Below are 21472 nucleotides of genomic sequence, written 5' to 3' on the forward strand. Positions count from 1 at the left end.
AAACTTAAAGACGGTAGTATTGGTGAAGGATTTTATTTTTGCCTAATACATAATGACAATGCACTTTGTGGGTCTGGTGAGAGTATTAAAATTAATGGCAAGTTAATTCCCCCTCAAGATGCATTTAAATTATTAAGCAGTGTTTCGTTTGACGAAAATTAGGATCATTCAAGTCAAAATGACATTAAACATGTGGAATGACTCTATGACTTTTTTTTTAATTTTGTATAACATTAGGTATTTATAGATTAGCAAAAGACACATTAGAAGACAAAATAACCAAAACGAGCTCGTAAAGGATGTTTATATTAAGATTTTAAAGGGGTTACAAAATATGTGGATTCTTGAAAGAGTTTCAGGCAACAATAATGTCGTAGCTAAGTATTACTCAAAAAATTAATTAAAGAAGTCGAGATCAGGAATTTATTTATCCAGAAGGATAAAAAGCCTTTATAGATCTTCGAGTTTCACTAGATTAAATACGCTGTTAATTCACGCCCCAGTTTAATTTAATCTCTGACCTATAATATTAGAGTCTTCCCATGCCCGTAAATCTAAATACCATACCTGGCCCAGCATTACGCCCGTTGCCGCCCAAGCCGTTACGCTGGCTGAGCACGTTGGTGGGGCTTATTGCCACAGGAATACTACTCATGCGGTTTCTGGGGAAACTGGTGGGCGAAACCTCCTTTTGGTGGTTTGCCATTGGGATCCCCGTCTTGTTTTGGGTCGTACTCATGGGGTTTCGCCTGACGGTATATATAATGCAGCAGATCCATGCTAACGCCTGGGACAAAAGGCGCGAACAGGTCATTTTACAGGAGGTTCGTCGCGGACGACGGGCATTACAAATCCTTGCGGCCGAGCACCGGACGGCACTCGTGGCGAAGGCTCAATTCACGGATACAACTGACGCATTACTGCGTAATGAAGACATCCTCTTTTCTCAGACTTCATGGAATGGCCAGAGCAGCGTCAGGCACAGTCGGTTACCTGATTCCGTGGATGTATTACCGCAAACACAGGTTTCCAGCGCCTTTGCCGAGTTATTGCAAACCTTGACTGAACCTTTATCTCATTTACCCCAGGATAACCCTGTCGCCGTTTTGCTGGAATCCTCTTCCTCATTACCGGTTGCTCAGGTTCGCGATCTCTGGCAACAAGCCTGGCTTGAGAGCGATCTTACGCCGCACATGGCATTTATTCCCGGGCACGGACTGATGGCCATTGATCACTGGCTCGATTACAGCATTCAGGACAAAGCCGTTTTGCTGGTGATTGCCCTACAAATCGCCCCCAGGCAGCCAGACAACACTGCCGAAACCGTCACAGGGCTGCTGTTAGGCAACCGAATAACTCAAACAACGCTGCCTCCGATAGCATTGTTGCATCGGCCTGAACTTTCACGGCCAGACCCCATCGCGTTGCAGGAAAAAATTGATCAAGCTATTGACTGGGTTCCCTTGCAAGCGACCGCTTTGCAGCATCTGTGGCTGGTCGGTATACCCGGCACAAGTGAAGGATATCAATGTGCCATCGTTGCACAGGCAAATCCGCCCCTAGCCTCTGTCGATCCCACGACAGGCATACACAATATTAATGAGTTTCTGGGAAACCCCGGCCGTGCAGCACCCTGGCTGGCCATTGCAGCCGCTGCGCAGGCCATCCGGCAATCCCCTGCACCGCATATGATCATCAGTGGCGAACAAGACAGTGACAGTGTCTGGAGTACCGTCGTCTCCCCCTACGCCTCTCACAAGGAGAATAACGCGTGAAGCGCATTGCCTTACCCATAAAAAAACCGGAAGTTTTGTTCTGGGCAATTACCCTGTTGTTTTTACTGGCCGGGGCAATATTGTGCTGGCTGGTCTGGCAACACCCTGCCCGAGTGGGGTTCACAGCCGGGTCTCCAGAACACGACCGCTGGCTGACTGGCCTGGTCGTTGCGACGGGTATTATTGCTCTTTGTGCGATGATTTCATTTATCAGCACCCGTCTGGCAGGCAAAAAACAGTTTGATGAGATGCGTCAGCAAGCTCAGGGCTACGACGCCCCTGCCCCGGAAAAAGTGGAGAAGGCAGAAGACATAACACTGAGCGAAGTTGCCCAGCTGAAAACCCGCCTGCGCCGCCGCTACGGCTTTTTCTGGTGGTATAAAGTTCGTCTGCTGATGGTGGCAGGTGAACCGGAACAAATCACCGCCCTGACCCCTAAGCTGGCGACACAATGCTGGCTGGAAGGCCAGCGCACCGTGTTGATTCACGCAGGCAGTCTGCACCGGGAGGTTGACGAAACCCGTCTGGCCGAATGGCGAAAACTCCGCCGCAGCCGCCCGCTCGATGGCATTGTCTGGGCGATGACAGAATCACAAAGTAAGAGCGCGCAGTGGCTGGATGACGGCCTGCGGACGCTGGAAAAAACCGGTGAAGCGCTGCGTTATCAACCTTCGGTGTATCTGTGGCAGGTCTGCGACAGTGCGTGGCCGCAGGCTGAGCGCGCTGAACAGCCGGTAGGCGCGGTTTTTGCCGCGAATGGTTCCCCGGAATCGGTAGAATCGCAGCTGAAATCGCTGTTGCCTCAGCTTCGCGAACAGGGGCTACAGCAGGTCTTTCTCAACCGTCAGCATGATTTCCTTCTGCGTCTGGCAAACACGCTGCAAGAATCCGCTGCATTGCGCTGGCGAAGGATCCTGACGCCGTGGTTTAGTGAATACGCTCAGCGCATTCCCCTGCGCGGGCTGATGTTCAGCCTGCCGGATAGCTCAACACCGGCGACGGACGTGCATGAAAAAACCTGGGCGGTGCCAGCCAGCTGGCAGGGTGTGCTGGAGGACTGCCGGTCTGCGCAAGGTCGCCGCGTCGGTCTGCCGTGGGAGCAAACACTCTGCTACGGTGTACTGGCGCTGATTGTTCTGTGGGGCGCGGGCTGCGTAATGTCTTTTGCGGTGAACCGTCATCAGATGGTGTCTGCCGCCGATCAGGCTAAGGCTCTGGCGAAACTCCAGCCGGTATCGGACGAACAACTGCTCGCCTTACAAACGTTGCGCAATGACATTGGCCGGATGCAGGCCCACGTGGCAAGGGGAGCGCCGTGGTATCAGCGTTTTGGTCTGGATCACAATGCCCAACTGCTCACAACCCTGATGCCCTGGTATGGCAACGCCAGCAACCGTCTGATCCGTGATGCAGCCGCGGCAAGTTTGCAGCAAAAACTTAACGAACTCGCCAACCTGCCCGCCAATAGCCCGAAACGTGCGGCGCTGGCAAAATCAGGTTATGACCAGCTGAAAGCCTATCTGATGATGGCGCGCCCTGATAAAGCCGATGGCGCATTTTACGCGCAGGTGATGAAGACCACAGAACCGGTTCGTCCCGGCGTCTCTCCCGGCCTGTGGCAAAGTCTGGCACCGGATTTATGGCAGTTCTATGCGGTAAATTTACCTGCCCAGCCATCATGGAAAATCACTGCCGATAAATCCCTGGTATCACAGGCGCGTCAGGTGCTTCTGGGAGAAATCGGCCAGCGCAACGCCGAAAGTACGCTGTACGAAAACATGCTGCTCTCGGTGCGCCGCAATTACGCAGACATGACGCTCGTCGACATGACTGGCGGAACCGATGCGCAGCGGCTGTTTACCAGCGAAGAAGTGGTGCCGGGCATGTTTACCCGCAAGGCATGGGATGAACAGATCCAGCAGGCGATCGACAAAGCGGTGGGATCCCGCCGCGAAGAAATTGACTGGGTGTTGAGTGATAACCGCTACTCGGTCGCCGATAACATCTCCCCCGAGGCGCTGAAAAAACGTCTGACTGAACGCTACTTCACCGATTTTGCCGGCAGCTGGCTGAACTTCCTCAACAGCCTGCGCTGGAATGAAGCAAAAAACCTCTCTGACGTTATCGACCAGCTGACGCTGATGAGCGACGTCCGCCAGTCACCGCTCATCGCCCTGATGAATATGCTGGCGTGGCAGGGGCAGACCGGCCAGAAAGATCAGGCGCTGACCGACTCTCTGGTGAAATCCGCCAAAGCGTTGATCAACAGCGACGCGCAACCGGCTATCGATCAGCACGCCAGCGGCCCAGTCGGCCCGCTCGATGAGACCTTTGGGCCGCTGCTGGCCCTGATGGGCAAAGGCAGCGCGCAGAATATGATGTCCTCTGACACCTCCCTCAGTCTGCAAACGTTGCTGACCCGGATTACACGCGTGCGTCTGAAACTCCAGCAGGTCGCGAACTCCTCAGACCCGCAGGAAATGACGCAAATACTGGCGCAAACCGTCTTTCAGGGGAAAAGCGTCGATCTGACCGATACACAGGAATACGGCAGCCTGATTGCCGCCAGTCTGGGTGAGGAGTGGAGCGGGTTTGGTCAGACCATGTTTGTCCAGCCGCTGACACAGGCGTGGGAGACCGTGTTACAGCCCTCCTCCGCCAGCCTGAATGACCAGTGGAAAAACGCCATCGTGGCGAACTGGAAATCAGCCTTTGACGGGCGTTATCCGTTTGCGGTCAGTAAAAGTGATGCGTCGCTGCCAATGCTGGCAGAGTTTATCCGCAAAGACAGTGGCCGAATCGACAGCTTCCTGACCCGTCAGCTGAGCGGCGTTCTGCACAAAGAAGGCACGCGCTGGGTGCCGGACAAAGTGAACAGTCAGGGGCTCACGTTTAACCCGGAGTTCCTGACGGCGATTAATCAGCTGAGCCAGATCTCTGACATTTTGTTCACCGACGGCAGTCAGGGTATGCGCTTTGATTTGCTGGCGCGCCCGGTGCCGAACGTAGTGGAAACCAGTCTGTCTATCGATGGACAAAAACTGCATTACTTCAACCAGATGGAAAGCTGGCAGAGCTTCCGCTGGCCGGGGGATACCTATAAACCGGGCACCATGCTGACGTGGACCTCGACCTCTGCCGGTGCGCGTTTGTACGGTGATTATCAGGGAACCTGGGGGCTTATCCGCTGGCTTGAGCAGGCTAAACAGCAAAAGCTGGACGAAGGTCGCTATCAGCTGACCTTCATCACGCCGGACAAACAGCCGCTTCAATGGATATTGCGCACCGAGCTGGGTAAAGGCCCGCTCGGTCTGTTGCAGTTACGTAACTTCACGCTGCCGACAAAGATCTTTCTGGTACAAGCAGCATCGACGCAGACCGAACGACCTTTTGATCCTGATGCGATCGCTGAGGAACAGTAATGGCCACATTAATCACACTCCAAGCCGCCTGTGGCGTAGAACGTGAAGCGCTTTTAACGCAGGCGCTTCTACAGGCTGAACTCTGGGATAACTGGCTGCAACCGGTGTCGGCAGATAATCCCACCGGAACCGATCCCGGCTATGACGATGATTTTCAGCAGATGCGCGAAGAGGTCAACAAACTCTCTGGCGCAGATACCACCCTCACCTGCGAGCTGGCAGAAAAACTGCTGACCAGTCAGTGCAAGGACGTGCGCGTCGCCACCTATTACATCTGGGCGCGTCTGCATCGTGACGGTGAGGCCGGTCTGGCCGACGGCCTTTCCCTGCTGGCCGCGTTAATCACCCGTTTTGGCGAAAGCTTGCATCCCCTGCGTGCCGCCAGTCGTAAAACGGCGCTGGAATGGATCTCCGGGTCCCGCGTACTGGACAGCCTGTCGTTGTATCCGGAAGTGGAAAAAACTGATTTTACCCGCATCGTCGGCGCGCTGACGGTCATCGAACACGCACTGAACAACTGGGACGAAGCCTCCCATCCACAGCTGGGCGCATTATTTACCACGCTGGAAAACAGGCTGGTACAGTCCGGCGGGATGAACGCCGTCGTCCCGCAAAACAGCAGTTCGTCTTTTTCCACGCCAGAAAGCAACAGTGCTCCTTCCTTACGCGCGGTTCAGTCCGGACGCGATCTGATGGAACAGGCCAAAACGCTGGCGAAATACCTTCGCGATCAACCGCAGGGTTGGCTCTCCGGCCATCATCTAATCAAAAGCGTGCGCTGGGACACCGTGCACGAATTGCCACCGCTGGATGCCAGTGGCCGCACCCGTTTGATGCCGCCGCGCCCTGAATATCGCGCCCAGCTGAAACGTCTTTACCTTCAACAAAGCTGGTTGGAATTGCTGGAGCAGGCGGAATCCATGTTTGGTGAAGGGGTAAACCACTTCTGGCTGGATGTGCAGTGGTATTTGCATCAGGCACTCACGAAATCTGGCACACCTTATGAAGGCTGGGCCACATGCATCACGCAGGATCTCAACCTGCTGCTGACCCGTCTGCCGGGGCTGGAAACTTTATCCTGGAGCGACGGCACACCGTTCGCCGATGAAGTGACGCAAAGCTGGATTAATCAGCACGTACTGGAATCTGCCAGTGGATGGGATAACGAAACCGCCGCTGCGGTCACTTCCGGCGAAGACGACATCCTTCAACTCGAATCCGAAGCACTGATGCAGGCCGACAGCGACGGCGTCGAAACGGCCCTGCGCTGGTTGCAGTCACGTCCCGGCATCAGTACACCGCGACACCAATGGCTGATACGTCTGGTAATGGCCCGCGTTGCGGAACAATACGGTAAGAGTGATATGGCTTTGCATTTATTAGGCGAACTCGATAATGGTGGCGCAGCGCTCACTTTGCAGCAGTGGGAGCCGGAATTAATTTTTGAAGTCAAAGCCCGCCGCCTGAAATTACTGCGCATGAAAAATCAGCGCGGCGACGGTGACAAGAACCGTTTACTGACCGAAATGGACAACCTGCTCAGCGGGCTGATAGCGCTGGATCCCGCACGTGCAGCGGTGTTGTGCGGTTAAAAAGGAGAACATCATGGCAAAAGGTTATTACCTGGTAATAAAAGATAAAACGACCTGCGGCGGCATCATCACCGAAGGGGATCCCACACACACATTATTCGGGAAGGCAATCGCGCGAGAACAGGACCGTGTCACTTGCGGTAAACATCCCGGCATGTTTATCATCGTAGGCCACATCCCGGGAGATTCTGTGATGGGCAGGAAATTTGCAGGCACATTGCACAGCAAAAGCAGTTGCCCGTGCCAGGCAAGATTTATCCCGTCGATGATAAATGATACGTATGCGTTTTCAGAAAGCTCCTCATCAGCAACTCAAACTTCAGCGGAGATGAAAAATCCGGCCCTGTCTTCATATGTCACTGGAGAAACAATAAATTCTGGGTATGTGCCTGATTATCCTGCAACTGCGTTGATTAATACAAATACATTGCCTGATATGAAACTTAGAGGAATGCTACAAGCGAATAATCAAGACATTGCTCTGCTGACTCCAGAAGAATGTATCGAGGTACTAAGTTCATGGGGAACGTACAAGAGCGGATGGCTACAGATCACACAGTCCGCTCCGGGGGCTTTTATACTCAGCTACGGTACAAATATCAAAGATGTAGTCACTACTTCAATGATTATTTCTCAACTTGGCAATTTTGGCATTAAAGCAACGAACTTTACTAATGCTAAGGGTACAGAATTGATTAAAATAAGTGGCTACCCCGGGGTTAGAAAAGTTTTGAACGCGCCAGTTTTTGCTGCTAAAAACCCTAAAATTGTAGATTTAGGAATCGGGAAATTTGGAGTTACAAAATCAATTATAGAAGGAACCAGAGTTACTTTTTATGTTGCTGCAGCTTATAGAATTCTTGACTACATTTTAAACGATGAAACTACACTTTCAACATTTATTGGTTCTATTGCAACGGACGTGATTAAAATCGGGATTGTTTCAATCATTTCTTTTACTGCAGGTGTTATTATCATAACTCCATTTATAGCGCTAAATTTAGCAATTGTGGTAGGTGTTGGTTTCTTAGCCGCCTGGGGGCTAAACAAGCTTGATGAAAAATTCGGGATGACCGACCAACTCATTGAGTACATTGAACATGCTCAACAAGAGTTTGTTGAAAAAGCGCGAGAAATGGAAAAAGGATTTTGGGACTTGGGAGCTATGTTTGCCGATGAAATGCTTATAAGAGGTAAAATAGTCATTGAATCTGAAGTTAGAAATTACCTAAGAGATGCTCTTAGTGGGATAAACCTTAGAGAATATTGAAATGAAAATAAGATCGCTTTCCTCATTATTTATATTATTCAGCACATCTTTATTATCTCTGTACTTCTGGATTAGTGAAATAACAAATTATCTCGAATTTAGGCATGTAATAACTTTCTCATGGATGTCTATTGGTTTAGTCTGTATTCCAATCATTTTCACCTTCCCAATTTGTTGGTTTTTTTTAGAATTTATTTATGAACGAAATGTAGCCATTGAGAAGATGGAGAAATTAATGCCATATTTCAAATATTTGTGCATATTTTCTTTTGTTTTAGTAATATTTATTTCATTAGGGTATATTTCTATTCTTGAGCATAAAGGGTACATTTCATGTCATGAATCCCCCTCGGGTTGGATGCCTGGGACTGCGAAAAAATATGCTATTAGCATTCAATTATGTGGGAAATGAGCTAAAAAGAGAGCGTTAAATTTAATTTTTAATGTAATTCGAGGGAGGTACGACAATAAAAATCAAAAAAAGCAAACAAATAAGGACATAAAGGAAAGGAGGAAATAATGAAAATATACGACATAACACCGTGGTGTTTTTTGATGATATATAATATGAAGCAACGTTTTTTCTTTTTTGGATTTTTTAACTTTCTCTGGATTAACTTTCTCTGTTTTTTGAAAGGGTTTTATTTGCTATCTTCATATCAAAAGTATAATTCCGTTGTCGTTTATTCAACATGGTCTATCTTTGCAATTTTATTTCCTATTTTTTCATGCCGTATGCATTAATTTTAATCCCAGTATTGATTCAAAGGAAAAACATTTCTAGTAAATCCGGAAAGGTATTTATAAATATTTCATTATTACTTTTAGCAAAAACTTTAACAGGAATGATATCATTTGCCATAATATTTGAAAACACCCTGAAAAACAGGGATATATTGAGTGCCAAGGAATTCCATCAGTTTAGACACCAGGCATGGCTACTAAATATACTCTGCGCTACGTGGCAAATGTCTTGATGTTATTTTGTTGTCTCCTTGGATTAATTATCGCTTCACTTTCATTTTTTACCGGCGAAAGTCAGAGTTTACTATTTCCTGAGCCTATTCCTCTGAGTGAATATTGGGATGGAATTGATGGTTTAGTCAAAACCACAGAGGATATTGTTATTGTTTTTTCTTTCTAATCAATGTGTCGTGATCCTAATTATCTTAGAAAAAGTAAGATAGCTAGTAAATGAATATGAATTACTCCCCTCTTGATTTTGGTCATCTTTATTTTACTGAGACCCAACATGGACGACTTAACCCTCCGATACTTCGACGCTGAAATGCGTTATCTGCGCGAGGCGGGCGAAGAATTTGCCCGTGCGCACCCTGACCGCGCTGCCGGATTGAATCTGGATAAAGCCGGTGCCCGCGACCCGTATGTGGAACGCCTGTTTGAGGGCTTTGCCTTTTTGATGGGACGACTGCGGGAAAAACTCGACGACGATCTGCCTGAGCTGACCGAAGGACTGGTCAGCCTGCTGTGGCCTCACTATCTGCGCACCATCCCTTCCCTCTCCATTGTGGAATTCACCCCCGAATGGCAGGGAATGAAAGAGCGCATGGCGGTGAGCAAAGGCTTTGAAGTGCTTTCCCGCCCGATAGGAGAACGTCGCACGCGCTGTCGCTACACCACCACGCAGGATATTGAACTGCTGCCACTTTCGCTAAGTCGCGCGGTGCTGGATACCGAACCCGACGGCCGCTCGGTGATCCGTCTGCGTTTTCACTGCGGCGAACTGGCCGACTGGAGCAAGATGACCCTGAGCCATCTGCCGATCTATTTTGATGCCGATGCGCCTCTTGCCTGCGCCCTGCATGAAGCTTTAACGCTCAATACCGCCAAACTGTGGATCCGTCTGCCGGGACAATACGACCGTCAGCCGCTGGACGCATTCTTCGCGGCGCAGGGCTTTAGCGAGCAAGACCAGCTTTGGCCAAAAGGCGACAGCGCGTTCAGCGGTTATCAGTTGCTGCTGGAATACTTCACTTTCCGCGAAAAATTTATGTTCGCCGCGCTGAAAGGGCTCGAAACCGTGGTTTTACCAGCAGAACTGGCGTGGTTTGAAATCGATGTCGTGCTGGAAAATCGCTGGGAACATGATTTCTCGTTCTCGGAAAAACATCTGCGGTTGCATTGCGTGCCGGTCATTAATCTGTTCCCGCTGGAATCTGATCCGCTCTCGCTCTCCTCCTTGCAGACGGAATATCTGTTGCGCCCGATGCGCGTGCAGGATGGCTATACCGAGATCTACTCGGTGGACTCGGTTATCTCTTCCAAACATTCGGGACATCAGGTGTATGTACCTTTCACCAGCTTCCGCCACAAAGGCGGGATGCTGCGCCACGACGCACCGGAGTATTACTACCACACGCGCGTCAAACGTGGTCCTTCCGGCCTGCACGATACGTGGCTGGTGCTGGGTGGTGAGGCGTTTGATAACCACACCGTGCCGGAGAACGAAAACCTGTCCCTTAGCCTGACCGGAACCAACGGCCAGCTGCCGCGAAAATCACTGCAAAGCACGGTGCTGGATACCGCGGTGAAATCCACCGGGGCCAATGTGCGGGTGCGCAATCTGTCCGTGCCGTCGATGCCGTGTTATCCGCCGAACCGCGACCGTTTTCACTGGCGGGTGCTGAGCCATCTGGGCAGCAGCTTCCTGTGGATGATGGATAACGCCGAAGTCCTGCGCGGCACGCTGGCGCTGTATGACTGGACGGGAAATGAGATGAACCGCCGCCGTCTGGATGCCATCGCCGAAGTGAAGCACAGCGAGATCGAACGCTTTGAACGCGGTTATCTGCTGCGCGGCGTGCATATCGAAATCACGCTCGACAGCAACGGCTTTGCCGGTACCGGCGATATCTGCCTGTTCGGGGAAATGCTCAGCCGCTTCTTCGCACTGTACACCGATATCCACCTGTTTAACCGCCTGACCCTGATACTGCAACCGACAGGAGAACGTCTGGAATGGGAAGAGAATCACAAGCCGCGCATTCCCGGCTAAACGCCAGGCTTGAGCGCGACATCGGCAAGATCAACTTTTTCCGTTTCTGTCAGTTACTGGAACAACAACCGGGTAGCCAGCCGCTGGGGAGCACTGCCAATCCTGCCGACGATCCGGTGCGTTTTCGCCCGCATCCGGGCATGGGGTTCCCGGTCAGTGAACTGAAGGCCTTCGAAACGGATGAAGAACATCCCGATGCGCCGCCGACGGTGCGCACCACGTTTATGGGGCTGTACGGGGTGGATTCGCCGCTGCCGACATCGTATATCGACGACATCACCCAGCGGCGCGAAGGACATGAGGCGCTCGAAGGTTTTCTCGATATTTTCAACCACCGCATCATGACGCAGTTCTACCGCATCTGGCGGAAATACTCGTATCCGGCCACCTTCGAAGCAGGCGGCAAAGACAACACATCGCAAAGCCTGCTGGGGCTGATTGGTATGGGGATCCCCGGTTCGCAACAACATTTTGCGACACCTTCCTCACGCTTTCTGGCATTGCTCGGAGTTATGCGCCAGCCGGGAAGAACGGCGGAAGGCGTGCAGGCGCTGGTGCGGCTGTTAGCGCCCTTCACCCAAGCGGATATTACGCCGCATTGCCTTCGATCTGTGCGCATCACCGCGCCGATGGCGTTTGCTGAAGAAGGGGCTAACTGGCTGGACGGCTACACCGTGATGGGAGATGAGGCGACCGATGCCAACAGCCAGTTGCTGATTTCCCTGCACACCTCAGACCCTGACGAGGCCAGTGAATGGCTGCCGGACGGTCAGATTTATGCGGATTTTCAGGTGCTGTTGCGAGTGTATCTGGGGTGGCGCTATAAGGCCTGTATTCAGCTGACGGTGCCAACGCACCTGCTACCCGCCCCCGTGCTGGGGGATACACCGATACGGCTGGGGCTGACCGGCGTGCTGGGGCTGGGGCTGGACAATGACGCACCGTCAGAGGATATCCCCGAATACTTTACCGTGGAGCTGGGCCGCTACAGCGGAATGGCTCGTGATATGCATCAGGAAGGAAATAGTCGTGTTATTACATACCTCTTTGAAAAGTAAACTCTGGTTGCCTGCGCTGGCTTTACTACTGAGTGGCTGCGGGCTGACCCAAACGGTAACAGACGGCACCGTCTCAGCCACAAAAGCTCTATTTTATAAACAGATAAAAGTGTTGCATCTGGATTTCACCGCCCGTGAAGCCCTGAATACCGATGCCACCGAGACAAACTCGTCCTCGCAGCCAGTGATGGTTCGCGTTTATCAGCTGCGCGATGATAAAAATTTCCAGAAAACGGTATATCAGCAACTGGCAGGCGACGGCGATGATGCCCTGAAAGACGATCTTCTCGCCAGTCGCAACGTGGTCGTGAAGCCGGGCACTGCGGCATCACTTGATATGCCGATGGAAAAGGATGCCAAATTTGTGGCGGTCGTGGGTCTGTTCCGTAATCCGGATATGGCCAAAGATCAGTGGCGTCTTGTGTTAACCCGTGAAGATTTGGATCCGGATAAACCGCGCACTATCGAACTGGGTAATAACGCGCTGACCCTGCTTGCGGAGAAAAAATGATGCCAGGCTCCCACTCCCCCTCACTCTACGAAATGCTGCTCGGCAACTTTGCGGGCGGCCTTGAGCTTCATCAGGTCAGTGAAGAGAATCAGGTGGTGCTTTCGGTGCTGGACAACATGCAGCGTATTCTCAACTGTCGCGCCGGAACACTCAGCCATTTGCCGGATTATGGCCTGCCGGACATGAGCAAAATTTTGCAGGGAATGCCGGGCACGGCGCATTCCCTGTTAACCACCCTCTCCGCCACGTTGCTGAAATACGAACCGCGCCTGAAAAGTCTGAACGTGGTGCTGTTGCCACAATCCACGCCCGGTCATCTGGAATACGGCATCGACGCCGAACTGAAAGAGGTGGGACTGGTGCGCTTTGGCACCGCGTTTATGCCTGAAGGGCGCGTATTAATCCGCCATCTGAAACAACAGCACTTCATCTGAACAGACGCCTGTGAAAGGAATCGATTATGTCTATTGAACGCCAGCTGCGCACCGGGGGTGACCCGCGTGCGCTGGCTGAGTACGCCGTTTTACGCGAAGAGCTGAGCAAACTCACACATCCGGCGCGCCCGGATGTGAACTGGAAAAAGGTCGAGCAGCTTTGCCTGAGCCTGTTCCAGCAAAACGGTATCGAACTGCAAACCGCATCGTGGTACACCCAGGCGCGGGCGCAACTCGTCGGGCTGAACGGGCTGAATGAAGGATTAGCCATCCTTGAAGCGCTGATCTCCCGTCAGTGGCCGGGGTTGTGGCCGCAACCGGTGCATGCGCGGATGGAGATCCTCACCGGATTGAGCCAGCGGCTCCAGCAATCCCTGCGGGGAATGACGCTGGAATACCGTGACCTTCCGCAGATTTATCAGGCAGAAAAGCTGATCAATGTGCTTTGTGACGTACTCCAGCGTCTGGAGCTGAAACATGTCAGTCAACTGGCGACACTGAGCACCTTTATGCACGGCGCAGCGGTTCGACTCGAAAATATGCACGCCACCACAGATGTGGGAGTCGTGCTGCCCGCCGCGGCAATGCAGGCGGAAAAGGAATCCTCAGACAGCACAGGCGAGCGCTGGGTATACGTTGCACAAGACGAAACCGTTGAGCCACTGGTGGTAACTTCCCCGCCCGCAGCGTCCAGACGCCTGCCACAATGGAAAGGATTTATCGCGGGTGTGGTGGTGACGATACTGGCGGGCAGCAGCGTGATGGCGGGTATCAAGACCTTTTATCGTCAACCACCCGGTGAACAGCTGATGGCGACGCTTCAGGGAATACCGCAACCGCTGACCCCAACGGCGATAGAAACGTTAAAAAAACGCCAAACCGAATTGCTTAACCGTGAAGCTCCACAGCTTATTGCAGCAACGCGGCAGCAAACCCGTCGTCTGGCAAAACTCTCGCCGCGCTGGGCGCAGGATACCGGCACGCAGCTGGTGTATCAGACTCAGGCTCTGTGGCCGGATAACCCGGCAACCCAAAAGCTGACGCAGGAATGGACGCAGCAACTCTCCGCCAACGCCCTCCCTCTGGAAAAACTCGACGGCTGGTACTCGGCAGGCACGCAGTTACAACAGCTGGCAGATAAGCTCAACGGACTGGACGAGCAGCGCGGCAAATATATGACTGTCTCACAGCTGAAATCCTCCGTTTTTGCCATTCAGCAGGCACTCAACAGCGCCACGCCTGTCGAAGAATCACTGCGAAAACTCGCCGAAGCAAAACGCCAGAACACTACCGTCTCACCGCAACTGCTGATGCAACTCGACGTTCAGTTTGCACAGTTAATCAACCGCTACGCGATGCTGGATCCGGCGCCGCCGTTTTCACCGCCCCAGTAAACCCGCCATACTCCCGCCAGCTGCGACTGTCTGCTGGCGGTTCCCCCTCTGTTCTTTTACTCAAAATGTAAAAATTTGCTACAACCGTTACCCCTTCGCACCGCATTATTATCAAAATCGATGACATAAATTTACATTGCATTAGGATCATAAAGCGAAAAGGGCATTGGATTTTTAACCATTTGGTAACGGCTTTGGTACACAAAAAGTCATTACTGTACGCAGGGTAATTACATCCCTAAAACATCCAAACTGTTTGATCCAGATCAACGCAACATTATTTCCACGCTGTTTTTAAGGTTACTCGCGCTTTCTTCAACGCCTGCCCCATTTAGTTTCTGCCGCCTTTCTTCCCCTCTGATTCGAAAGTGTTTCAGGGACTGATTTCCCTGCGAAACCGTCCCTGTTAATGCCTTTGCCCGCTGTGGTTAAATCGTCCTCTCGCAAAACCCCGTTATACCTTCCTTTCATTCAAGACTTCACCTGCGAATGTCAGACATCGCCGGTTCCCGTGCCGGTGCCTGTGTTTGAAAGGATTACCTGACGCACAAAAAGAGGTTGTTATGTTTGGTCTTGATGCGCTTGAACTGGCCCGTATCCAGTTTGCGTTCACTGTCTCTTTCCACATCATTTTTCCCGCCATCACCATCGGGCTGGCCAGTTTTCTGGCGGTGCTCGAAGGGATGTGGCTGAAAACCAAGAAAGAGGCTTACCGCGACCTGTACCATTTCTGGTCGAAAATTTTTGCCGTTAACTTCGGTATGGGCGTAGTCTCCGGTCTGGTGATGGCGTACCAGTTCGGCACCAACTGGAGCATGTTCTCATCGTTCGCCGGGAGTATTACCGGCCCGCTGCTGACGTACGAAGTGCTTACGGCGTTCTTCCTCGAAGCCGGCTTCCTCGGCGTGATGCTGTTCGGCTGGAACCGTGTCGGCCCCGGTCTGCACTTTTTCTCCACCTGCATGGTGGCGCTCGGCACACTGATGTCGACGTTCTGGATCCTCGCTTCCAACAGCTGGATGCAAACGCCGCAGGGCTACGAGATTGTGAACAATCTGGTGGTGCCGGTCAGCTGGATGAAGATTATCTTCAACCCGTCATTCCCGTTCCGCCTGATGCATATGACCACGGCGGCGTTCCTCGCCTCCGCGTTTTTCGTCGGGTCGGCGGCGGCATGGCATTTACTGCGTGGCCGTGATACCCCTGCAATTCGCACAATGTTGTCGATGGCGATGTGGATGGCGCTGATTGTCTCTCCGATCCAGGCCTTTTTGGGCGACGCCCACGGTCTGAACACACTGAAATATCAGCCCGCGAAAATCGCGGCAATTGAAGGCCACTGGGAGAATAAAGACGATAAACCGACCCCACTGGTGCTGATCGGTTACCCGGACATGAACCGCGAAGAAACGCGTTACGCAGTGGAAATCCCCTATCTTGGCAGCCTGATCCTGACGCACAGCCTGACACATCAGATCCCGGCGCTGAAATCCTTCCCTAAAGAAGACCGTCCGAACTCCTCGGTGATTTTCTACACCTTCCGCATCATGGCCGGTCTGGGTATGTTGATGATTTTGCTTGGCGTGCTGAGCCTGATCCTGCGTCGCGGCGGCAAAATGTACACATCAAAAGCGTTCCTGCGCTTTGCTTTCCTGATGGGGCCGTCAGGTCTGCTGGCGTTGCTTGCGGGATGGATAACCACAGAAATGGGGCGTCAGCCCTGGGTCGTTTACGGCCTGCTGCGCACCAAAGACGCGGTCTCGAACCATAACGTGTTGCAGATGAGCGTCAGCCTGATCCTGTTCATCGTGATCTACTGCTCGGTATTCGGCGTCGGCTACGGCTACATGATGCGTTTGATCCGCAAGGGTCCGCAGGCGCACGAAGGTGAAAGCGTCGATCACGGCGGTCCCGGCCAGCACCGAACGCCTGCGCGTCCGCTGTCAGCCATCAAAGAATCACTGTCCGACGACGCTAAGGGAGTTTGATAATGGGTATCGATTTACCGCTGATCTGGTTTTTGATCATCATCTTCGGGGTGATGATGTACGTGGTGATGGACGGCTTCGATCTGGGTATCGGGCTGCTTTTTCCGCTGGTAAAAAAAGAGCACGACCGTGACGTCATGATGAACACCGTCGCACCGGTCTGGGACGGCAATGAAACCTGGCTGGTGCTCGGCGGCGCGGCGCTGTACGGCGCTTTTCCGCTGGCCTACTCGGTTATTCTGGATGCACTGACTATTCCGCTGACGCTGATGCTGTTCGGGCTGATATTTCGTGGCGTGGCATTTGAGTTTCGTTTCAAAGCCAGCCCGGCGAAACGCCATGTGTGGGATAAATCCTTCATCGGCGGTTCAGTGCTGGCGACGTTCTGTCAGGGCGTGGTGCTCGGCGCGGTCATCAACGGCATTCCGGTGGTTAACCGCACCTATGCCGGTGGTGCGCTGGACTGGCTGACGCCGTTTACGCTGTTCTGCGGCGTTGCGCTGGTGGTGGCTTACGCCCTGCTCGGCTGCACCTGGCTTATCATGAAAACCGAAGGCGAGCTGCAAGACGCGATGCATAAAATCGCCAAACCGCTGCTGGTACTGTTTCTGCTGGTGACGGCGGCCGTCAGCCTGTGGACACCGATTTCGCACAGCGATATCGCGACCCGCTGGTTCACGCGCCCTAACCTGTACTGGTTCCTGCCGGTGCCGGTGCTGGTGGTGCTGGTCTCTGCATGGATGTATCGCGCCATCAGCAAAAAAGCGCATCACGCGCCGTTCCTGCTGACGCTGGCGCTGGTGTTCCTGGGCTATACCGGCCTTGGGATCAGCATCTGGCCGAACATCATTCCGCCGTCCATCTCCATCTGGGAAGCCGCGTCACCGCCGCAAAGTCAGGGCTTCATTCTGGTCGGCGCGCTGTTTATCATCCCGATCATTTTGGTGTACACCTTCTGGAGCTACTACGTATTCCGCGGAAAAGTCACGCCGGATCAGGGTTATCACTGAGGGCACGCATTATGAATCTGATTCAGAAAATGGATGACAAGGTCATCACCAAAGCGCCTTTCTGGAAACGCGTCGGCTGGATGGCGATCATCTGGGGCGGCAGCGTTCTGGGGTTGTTTGTCGTCGCGACGGTATTCCATGTGCTGATGTATATGGCGGGAATGCGGGAGCATTAAATTACAAAGAGGCCGCTGCAATAGCGGCCTTTTTTACTTCTCCAGCACCAGTCCCACAAAATCCAGAATATCGTCCATGGCTTCCTGACGGGCTTCGGCGGAGGGCATGACGATCAGCTGATCGGAGTAGCCATTCATGATGGCGGAGAGTTGGCGGGTAACGCGTCCGGCGTTGGTGGAGCGGAAAACGCCGGTGTGAATGCCCGCGCTGATGATTTCGGCCAGCAGCTCCAGCCACTTCTGCACCATCAGTCGCGCCAGCTCAGCATAAGCCTCATTGTGCGCGGCAAGCTGCCATAACGAACCGTAGAGTTGCCAGATGTCACCCTGCGTGTCCGGCAAATAATTGCGCACCAGCGTGTGAAGTTTTTCCTGAGGATGCAGCAGGGCGATCTCTTCGGTGAACTCTTTCAGCTCCGCCAGCATCACCACGGATAACGCCTCAATGCATAAAGTCTGCCAGTCGCGGAAATAGTGATAAATATGGCTGCGGGAAATACCGACGTGCTCGGTCAGTTCCCGCGTGGTGACTTTCTCAATCCCCTTTTCGATAAAGAGGCTGATCGCGCCGTCGAGAATTTTGGTTCTCAGCGAGTCCGGGTTTTCTTTCATCATCTTTCCTGTGCTGGCCTTGAGCAACCGCTCTGGCCAGCATTTTATCAGGAAGGTTGGCGCGCGCCCAATGACTTACGCAATACCATTTTCAGCACCACTACGCTTGCGACTACCAGCACCGCCGCGCAAATCAGCACCGCCATAAAGGCCTGGTCAAACGCCGTTCGCGCCAGATCTGTAATGAGCGACGCGTGTTCCGGGCTGAGACTGGCCGCGATGCGCAGCGCTTCGTCGAGACTGTCATATGCGCCGTCTCCGGTGACTAATTCCGCTGGCAGCGACAGGCTGCGGCTGTAGACTGCCGTCATCAGGCCACCCAATAAGGTTACACCTAATACTCCGCCCATCTCCCACGAAACGTCTTCGATTGCCGCGACCATGCCCGCTTTTTCTTCCGGTGCGTTAAGCATAATTGACGTCGAGGCCGCCGTGATCGCCCCGCCGAGGCCGAAACCTAACACCGCGAGGCTAATAAGTTGCATCGCCGTGCCGGTCTGGTGCCACAGCGCATAACTCACGATCCCCAGCGCCGCGAGAGCAAATCCGCCCACCATCATCGCGCGGGCACCGTAGCGCGGCAGCAACATACCGGCCAGTGGCGAGGCCAACGCGGAGGCTACCGGGATCGGCAGAATAAACATCGCCGCCATGATCGGCTGTAACCCGAGCACCAGTTGCAAGCGCTGCGTTAGCACCAGTTCGATACCGACCATCGCGATCATCGAGGTGATTGCCACGCCGACGCCGCAGGCAAACGCGCGATTACGGAACAGTGAGAAATCGATCATCGGCTGCGCTGAACGCGCCTGGCGGCGGGCGAACAGCCAAAGGAAGAATACGCCCGCAGCGGCAGCACTGAAGATAACTGTCCATGACGAGTTAATCTGGCTCAGCTCTTTCAGCGCATAAATCACGCCGACCAGTCCGGCCATGACCATCGCCGATCCGACGAAATCACACGGACGCTGTTTGTTACCCTCGCCGCGAGGGATCAGCAGCAGCGCCAGCGGGAAGACGACCAGCACCACCGGCACGTTAATCAGGAAGACCGATCCCCACCAGAAATATTCCAGCAGGACACCGCCGACTACCGGCCCGAGCGCCGCGGCACCTGAGGCGACTGCTGCCCAGATGCCGATGGCCAGCGCCCTTTCGCGTTCATTGGAAAACACCTGACGCACAATCGCCAGCGTCGCGGGCATCATCATCGCTGCGCCGACCGCGAGGAATACGCGTGAAGCGATCAGCATTTCGGCGGAAGGTGAGAACGCCGCGCACAGGGAGGCCAGCGCAAACACCGGCAGCCCGCACATAAACAGTTTTTTGTGGCCGAGCCGGTCGCTCAGCATGCCCGCGCCGGGCAGCAGGCCCGCGACAACCAGCGGATAGGCATTCACTATCCATAATTTTTCCGAAGACGATGCGCCCAACGCCAGCGTGAGGCGCGGCAATGCTGTGTATAACACCGTCATATCGACGACGATCAGGAAAAGCGTACTGGTGACGACAGCCAGTGTCAGCCAGCGGTTGTTGAAAAACATAAAATCCTCAGAAGTTTTTGAGCACTTGCTCAAGCGCGAAAGGTACTTGAGCGGGCGCTCAAAAGCAAGGTGAGTCTGCCCGTTGGTTGAGGAATGATTTAACCCGCGAGGCGTGAACGGATGCGTTTTACGGACATGAAAAAGCCCGCTCGAAAGCGGGCAAAAGGAGAGTACGATCTGATTTTAAGCTACGTCTTATTTTCCCTGGTGTGGCAAAAACTACTCTTTCACCGTTTCCTCTAACGTGAAACGGCCTAACGGGTTCTGATGGAATTGTTTGATATTTTTGCGGGTCACGTTGCGGTAAGGGCTGTAATACAAATCGATCCAGTTCACGTCGGCTTTGGCCATTTTCTGCAAATCGATGTACATCTGTTCGCGTTTAACCGGATCCATTTCGATACGGGCGGCGGCGACCAGCGCTTTCACTTTTTCGTTATGGTAGTGAGTCATATAATTGTTGTTGGAATCGTGGCCCAGCGTGAACGTGGTTTTCTGATCCGGATCGAGAATGTCGTTGGTCCAGTACATCACCGAAATGTCGTAATCCCCCGCTACCAGCATGTCCCAGCTCTGGCTCGGATCCACTTTTTGCAGATTGGCGGTGATCCCTGCTTTTGCCAGTTGTTGCTGTAAAAGTACGGCAATCTGCTCATCCACTTCATCCCCGGCATTCACCAGATATTTCAGCGTCAGATTTTTTACGCCCGCCGCAGCCAGCAGTGCTTTGGCTTTTTCCGGATCATAAGGACGCTGCAGGTTAGCGGCGTAGTGATACAGCGCACCGTCCGGGATATAAGAGTTAGCGACTTTGCCGTAGCCAAAGGTCACGGTATCGATGATTGATTTTTTATCAATGGCGAAATCCAGCGCCTGCCGCACTTCCACTTTGGCGAGATCACCGTGGGCATGATTAATCAGCAGGTGATCTTCACGGGTGGAGGTGTCCAGCTCGACATCCAGTTTCGGGTCTTTTTGCAAGGATGAAATGCGCGAGAACGGAATCGACAGCGCCGCATCAATTTCACCGGCCTGTACCTTCAGCATGCGGGTGTTGTCATCCGGCAGCGTCAGCCATTCGACGCCGTCCAGTTTCACTTTCGCCGCATCCCAGTAATACGGGTTTTTCACCAGTTCGACTTTCTCACCACGCGTCCATTCCTTCACGCTGAATGCACCGGAGCCGACCGGATGCTCGGCGAAATCGTCCGCGCCCTGTTTGGTCAGCGCCTGTTGTGAAATTACCGAGGCGTTCGGCAGCGCCAGCTGGGATAAAAATGCCGCCGACGGGGTTTTCAGGGTGATCACCAGTGTGTGCGGATCGACCGCTTTCAGCGTATCGATAATGCTGTACGAATCTTTCCACAGTGAGCCCGCATCGTCACGGATGCGCGTCAGGCTGAACACGGCATCTGAAGCTGTCACCGGCGTGCCGTCGGAGAATTTGGCTTCGCGCATTTTCAGCGTATAAGTTTTGCCGTCCGGTGAAATCGTCCAGCTTTCTGCCAGTCCCGGCAGCAATTTGGTGCCGGTGTTATCGACCCGTACCAGCGGATCGAAAACGTTGGAGAACACCCAGTTATCAGCGTTTTGTGCGGATTTTATCGGGTCAAACGTGGTGCTGTCCTCGCGACGACCAATGGTTAATACGCCGGCAGCCTGCGCCATTT

At 53.2% G+C, this 21472-nt stretch carries 17 protein-coding genes; 14 read left to right on the plus strand and 3 right to left on the minus strand.

Annotation, left to right across the window (positions count from 1 at the left end; all coding sequences use genetic code 11):
* Nucleotides 1–542 precede the first annotated feature (542 nt).
* From I2123_RS22935 to I2123_RS23000, 14 genes are all read left to right on the plus strand, one after another.
* Nucleotides 543–1775 carry a hypothetical protein gene (locus I2123_RS22935; protein ID WP_213052878.1) on the plus strand — a complete coding sequence of 411 codons (1233 nt, stop codon included), beginning with the start codon at nt 543–545 and terminating at the stop codon, nt 1773–1775.
* On the plus strand, nt 1772–5197 hold the full coding sequence (locus I2123_RS22940; RefSeq protein ID WP_213052879.1) for an ImcF-related family protein: 3426 nt from the start codon (nt 1772–1774) through the stop codon (nt 5195–5197). The genes I2123_RS22935 and I2123_RS22940 overlap by 4 nt, the downstream gene beginning before the upstream one ends.
* A complete protein-coding gene (gene tssA / locus I2123_RS22945) occupies nt 5197–6789 on the plus strand; it encodes a type VI secretion system protein TssA (RefSeq protein WP_213052880.1) in 1593 nt (530 codons plus the stop codon). The genes I2123_RS22940 and tssA overlap by 1 nt, the downstream gene beginning before the upstream one ends.
* A 13-nt stretch (nt 6790–6802) precedes the next feature.
* Nucleotides 6803–8059 carry a PAAR domain-containing protein gene (locus tag I2123_RS22950; RefSeq protein WP_213052881.1) on the plus strand — a complete coding sequence of 419 codons (1257 nt, stop codon included), beginning with the start codon at nt 6803–6805 and terminating at the stop codon, nt 8057–8059.
* A 124-nt stretch (nt 8060–8183) separates the two neighbouring features.
* On the plus strand, nt 8184–8471 hold the full coding sequence (locus I2123_RS25845; RefSeq protein WP_420834360.1) for a DUF1240 domain-containing protein: 288 nt from the start codon (nt 8184–8186) through the stop codon (nt 8469–8471).
* 522 nt (nt 8472–8993) lie between these two features.
* Nucleotides 8994–9203 carry a hypothetical protein gene (locus I2123_RS22960; RefSeq protein ID WP_213052883.1) on the plus strand — a complete coding sequence of 70 codons (210 nt, stop codon included), beginning with the start codon at nt 8994–8996 and terminating at the stop codon, nt 9201–9203.
* Between the two features lie 108 nt (nt 9204–9311).
* On the plus strand, nt 9312–11075 hold the full coding sequence (gene tssF, locus I2123_RS22965; protein ID WP_213052884.1) for a type VI secretion system baseplate subunit TssF: 1764 nt from the start codon (nt 9312–9314) through the stop codon (nt 11073–11075).
* Nucleotides 11039–12133: a type VI secretion system baseplate subunit TssG gene (gene tssG / locus I2123_RS22970; RefSeq protein WP_213052885.1), complete on the plus strand. Its 1095-nt coding sequence runs from the start codon at nt 11039–11041 to the stop codon at nt 12131–12133. Before tssF ends, tssG begins: the two co-directional genes overlap by 37 nt.
* On the plus strand, nt 12105–12644 hold the full coding sequence (gene tssJ, locus I2123_RS22975) for a type VI secretion system lipoprotein TssJ (protein ID WP_244207837.1): 540 nt from the start codon (nt 12105–12107) through the stop codon (nt 12642–12644). Before tssG ends, tssJ begins: the two co-directional genes overlap by 29 nt.
* Entirely contained in the window at nt 12644–13078 is a 435-nt protein-coding gene (gene tssE, locus I2123_RS22980) for a type VI secretion system baseplate subunit TssE (RefSeq protein WP_112164085.1), read from the plus strand. The genes tssJ and tssE overlap by 1 nt, the downstream gene beginning before the upstream one ends.
* Nucleotides 13079–13104: 26 nt before the next feature.
* Nucleotides 13105–14472, plus strand: coding sequence for a VasL domain-containing protein (locus I2123_RS22985; protein ID WP_213052886.1), 1368 nt, complete (start codon nt 13105–13107; stop codon nt 14470–14472).
* Nucleotides 14473–15035: 563 nt separating this feature from the next.
* Nucleotides 15036–16460, plus strand: a complete 1425-nt coding sequence (locus tag I2123_RS22990) for a cytochrome ubiquinol oxidase subunit I (protein WP_112164029.1) — start codon at nt 15036–15038, stop codon at nt 16458–16460.
* Nucleotides 16461–16462: 2 nt separating this feature from the next.
* Entirely contained in the window at nt 16463–17470 is a 1008-nt protein-coding gene (gene cydB / locus I2123_RS22995; RefSeq protein ID WP_213052887.1) for a cytochrome d ubiquinol oxidase subunit II, read from the plus strand.
* 11 nt (nt 17471–17481) lie between these two features.
* Nucleotides 17482–17646 (plus strand): DUF2474 domain-containing protein, encoded by a 165-nt coding sequence (locus I2123_RS23000; RefSeq protein ID WP_208640489.1) that lies wholly within the window; start codon nt 17482–17484, stop codon nt 17644–17646.
* 33 nt (nt 17647–17679) lie between these two features.
* Here I2123_RS23000 and I2123_RS23005 read toward each other — a convergent pair whose 3' ends face one another.
* The 3 genes from I2123_RS23005 to I2123_RS23015 all read right to left on the minus strand — a co-directional run bounded on the left by I2123_RS23005 (nt 17680) and on the right by I2123_RS23015 (nt 21470).
* Entirely contained in the window at nt 17680–18258 is a 579-nt protein-coding gene (locus I2123_RS23005; protein WP_112164027.1) for a TetR/AcrR family transcriptional regulator, read from the minus strand.
* A 47-nt stretch (nt 18259–18305) separates the two neighbouring features.
* The gene (locus I2123_RS23010) at nt 18306–19802 is read right to left on the minus strand and encodes an MFS transporter (RefSeq protein WP_213052888.1); all 1497 of its coding nucleotides are present in this window, start codon (nt 19800–19802) and stop codon (nt 18306–18308) included.
* Between the two features lie 219 nt (nt 19803–20021).
* Complete coding sequence (locus tag I2123_RS23015; protein WP_420834361.1) at nt 20022–21470, minus strand: ABC transporter substrate-binding protein; 1449 nt, start codon at nt 21468–21470, stop codon at nt 20022–20024.
* Between the last annotated feature and the right edge of the window lie 2 nt (nt 21471–21472).

Source organism: Rahnella inusitata (genome assembly GCF_018288855.1).
GTDB classification, from domain to species: domain Bacteria; phylum Pseudomonadota; class Gammaproteobacteria; order Enterobacterales; family Enterobacteriaceae; genus Rahnella; species Rahnella inusitata.

Coding starts and splice junctions, on each gene's coding strand:
- I2123_RS25845 (WP_420834360.1), top strand. CDS start 8,184: ATGTCTATTGGTTTAGTCTGTATTCCAATCATTTTCACCTTCCCAATT.
- I2123_RS23000 (WP_208640489.1), top strand. CDS start 17,482: ATGAATCTGATTCAGAAAATGGATGACAAGGTCATCACCAAAGCGCCT.
- I2123_RS22985 (WP_213052886.1), top strand. CDS start 13,105: ATGTCTATTGAACGCCAGCTGCGCACCGGGGGTGACCCGCGTGCGCTG.
- tssA (WP_213052880.1), top strand. CDS start 5,197: ATGGCCACATTAATCACACTCCAAGCCGCCTGTGGCGTAGAACGTGAA.
- I2123_RS23010 (WP_213052888.1), bottom strand. CDS start 19,802: ATGTTTTTCAACAACCGCTGGCTGACACTGGCTGTCGTCACCAGTACG.
- tssG (WP_213052885.1), top strand. CDS start 11,039: ATGGGAAGAGAATCACAAGCCGCGCATTCCCGGCTAAACGCCAGGCTT.
- I2123_RS22950 (WP_213052881.1), top strand. CDS start 6,803: ATGGCAAAAGGTTATTACCTGGTAATAAAAGATAAAACGACCTGCGGC.
- I2123_RS22960 (WP_213052883.1), top strand. CDS start 8,994: ATGGCTACTAAATATACTCTGCGCTACGTGGCAAATGTCTTGATGTTA.
- I2123_RS23005 (WP_112164027.1), bottom strand. CDS start 18,258: ATGAAAGAAAACCCGGACTCGCTGAGAACCAAAATTCTCGACGGCGCG.
- cydB (WP_213052887.1), top strand. CDS start 16,463: ATGGGTATCGATTTACCGCTGATCTGGTTTTTGATCATCATCTTCGGG.
- I2123_RS22990 (WP_112164029.1), top strand. CDS start 15,036: ATGTTTGGTCTTGATGCGCTTGAACTGGCCCGTATCCAGTTTGCGTTC.
- I2123_RS23015 (WP_420834361.1), bottom strand. CDS start 21,470: ATGGCGCAGGCTGCCGGCGTATTAACCATTGGTCGTCGCGAGGACAGC.
- I2123_RS22935 (WP_213052878.1), top strand. CDS start 543: ATGCCCGTAAATCTAAATACCATACCTGGCCCAGCATTACGCCCGTTG.
- tssF (WP_213052884.1), top strand. CDS start 9,312: ATGGACGACTTAACCCTCCGATACTTCGACGCTGAAATGCGTTATCTG.
- tssE (WP_112164085.1), top strand. CDS start 12,644: ATGCCAGGCTCCCACTCCCCCTCACTCTACGAAATGCTGCTCGGCAAC.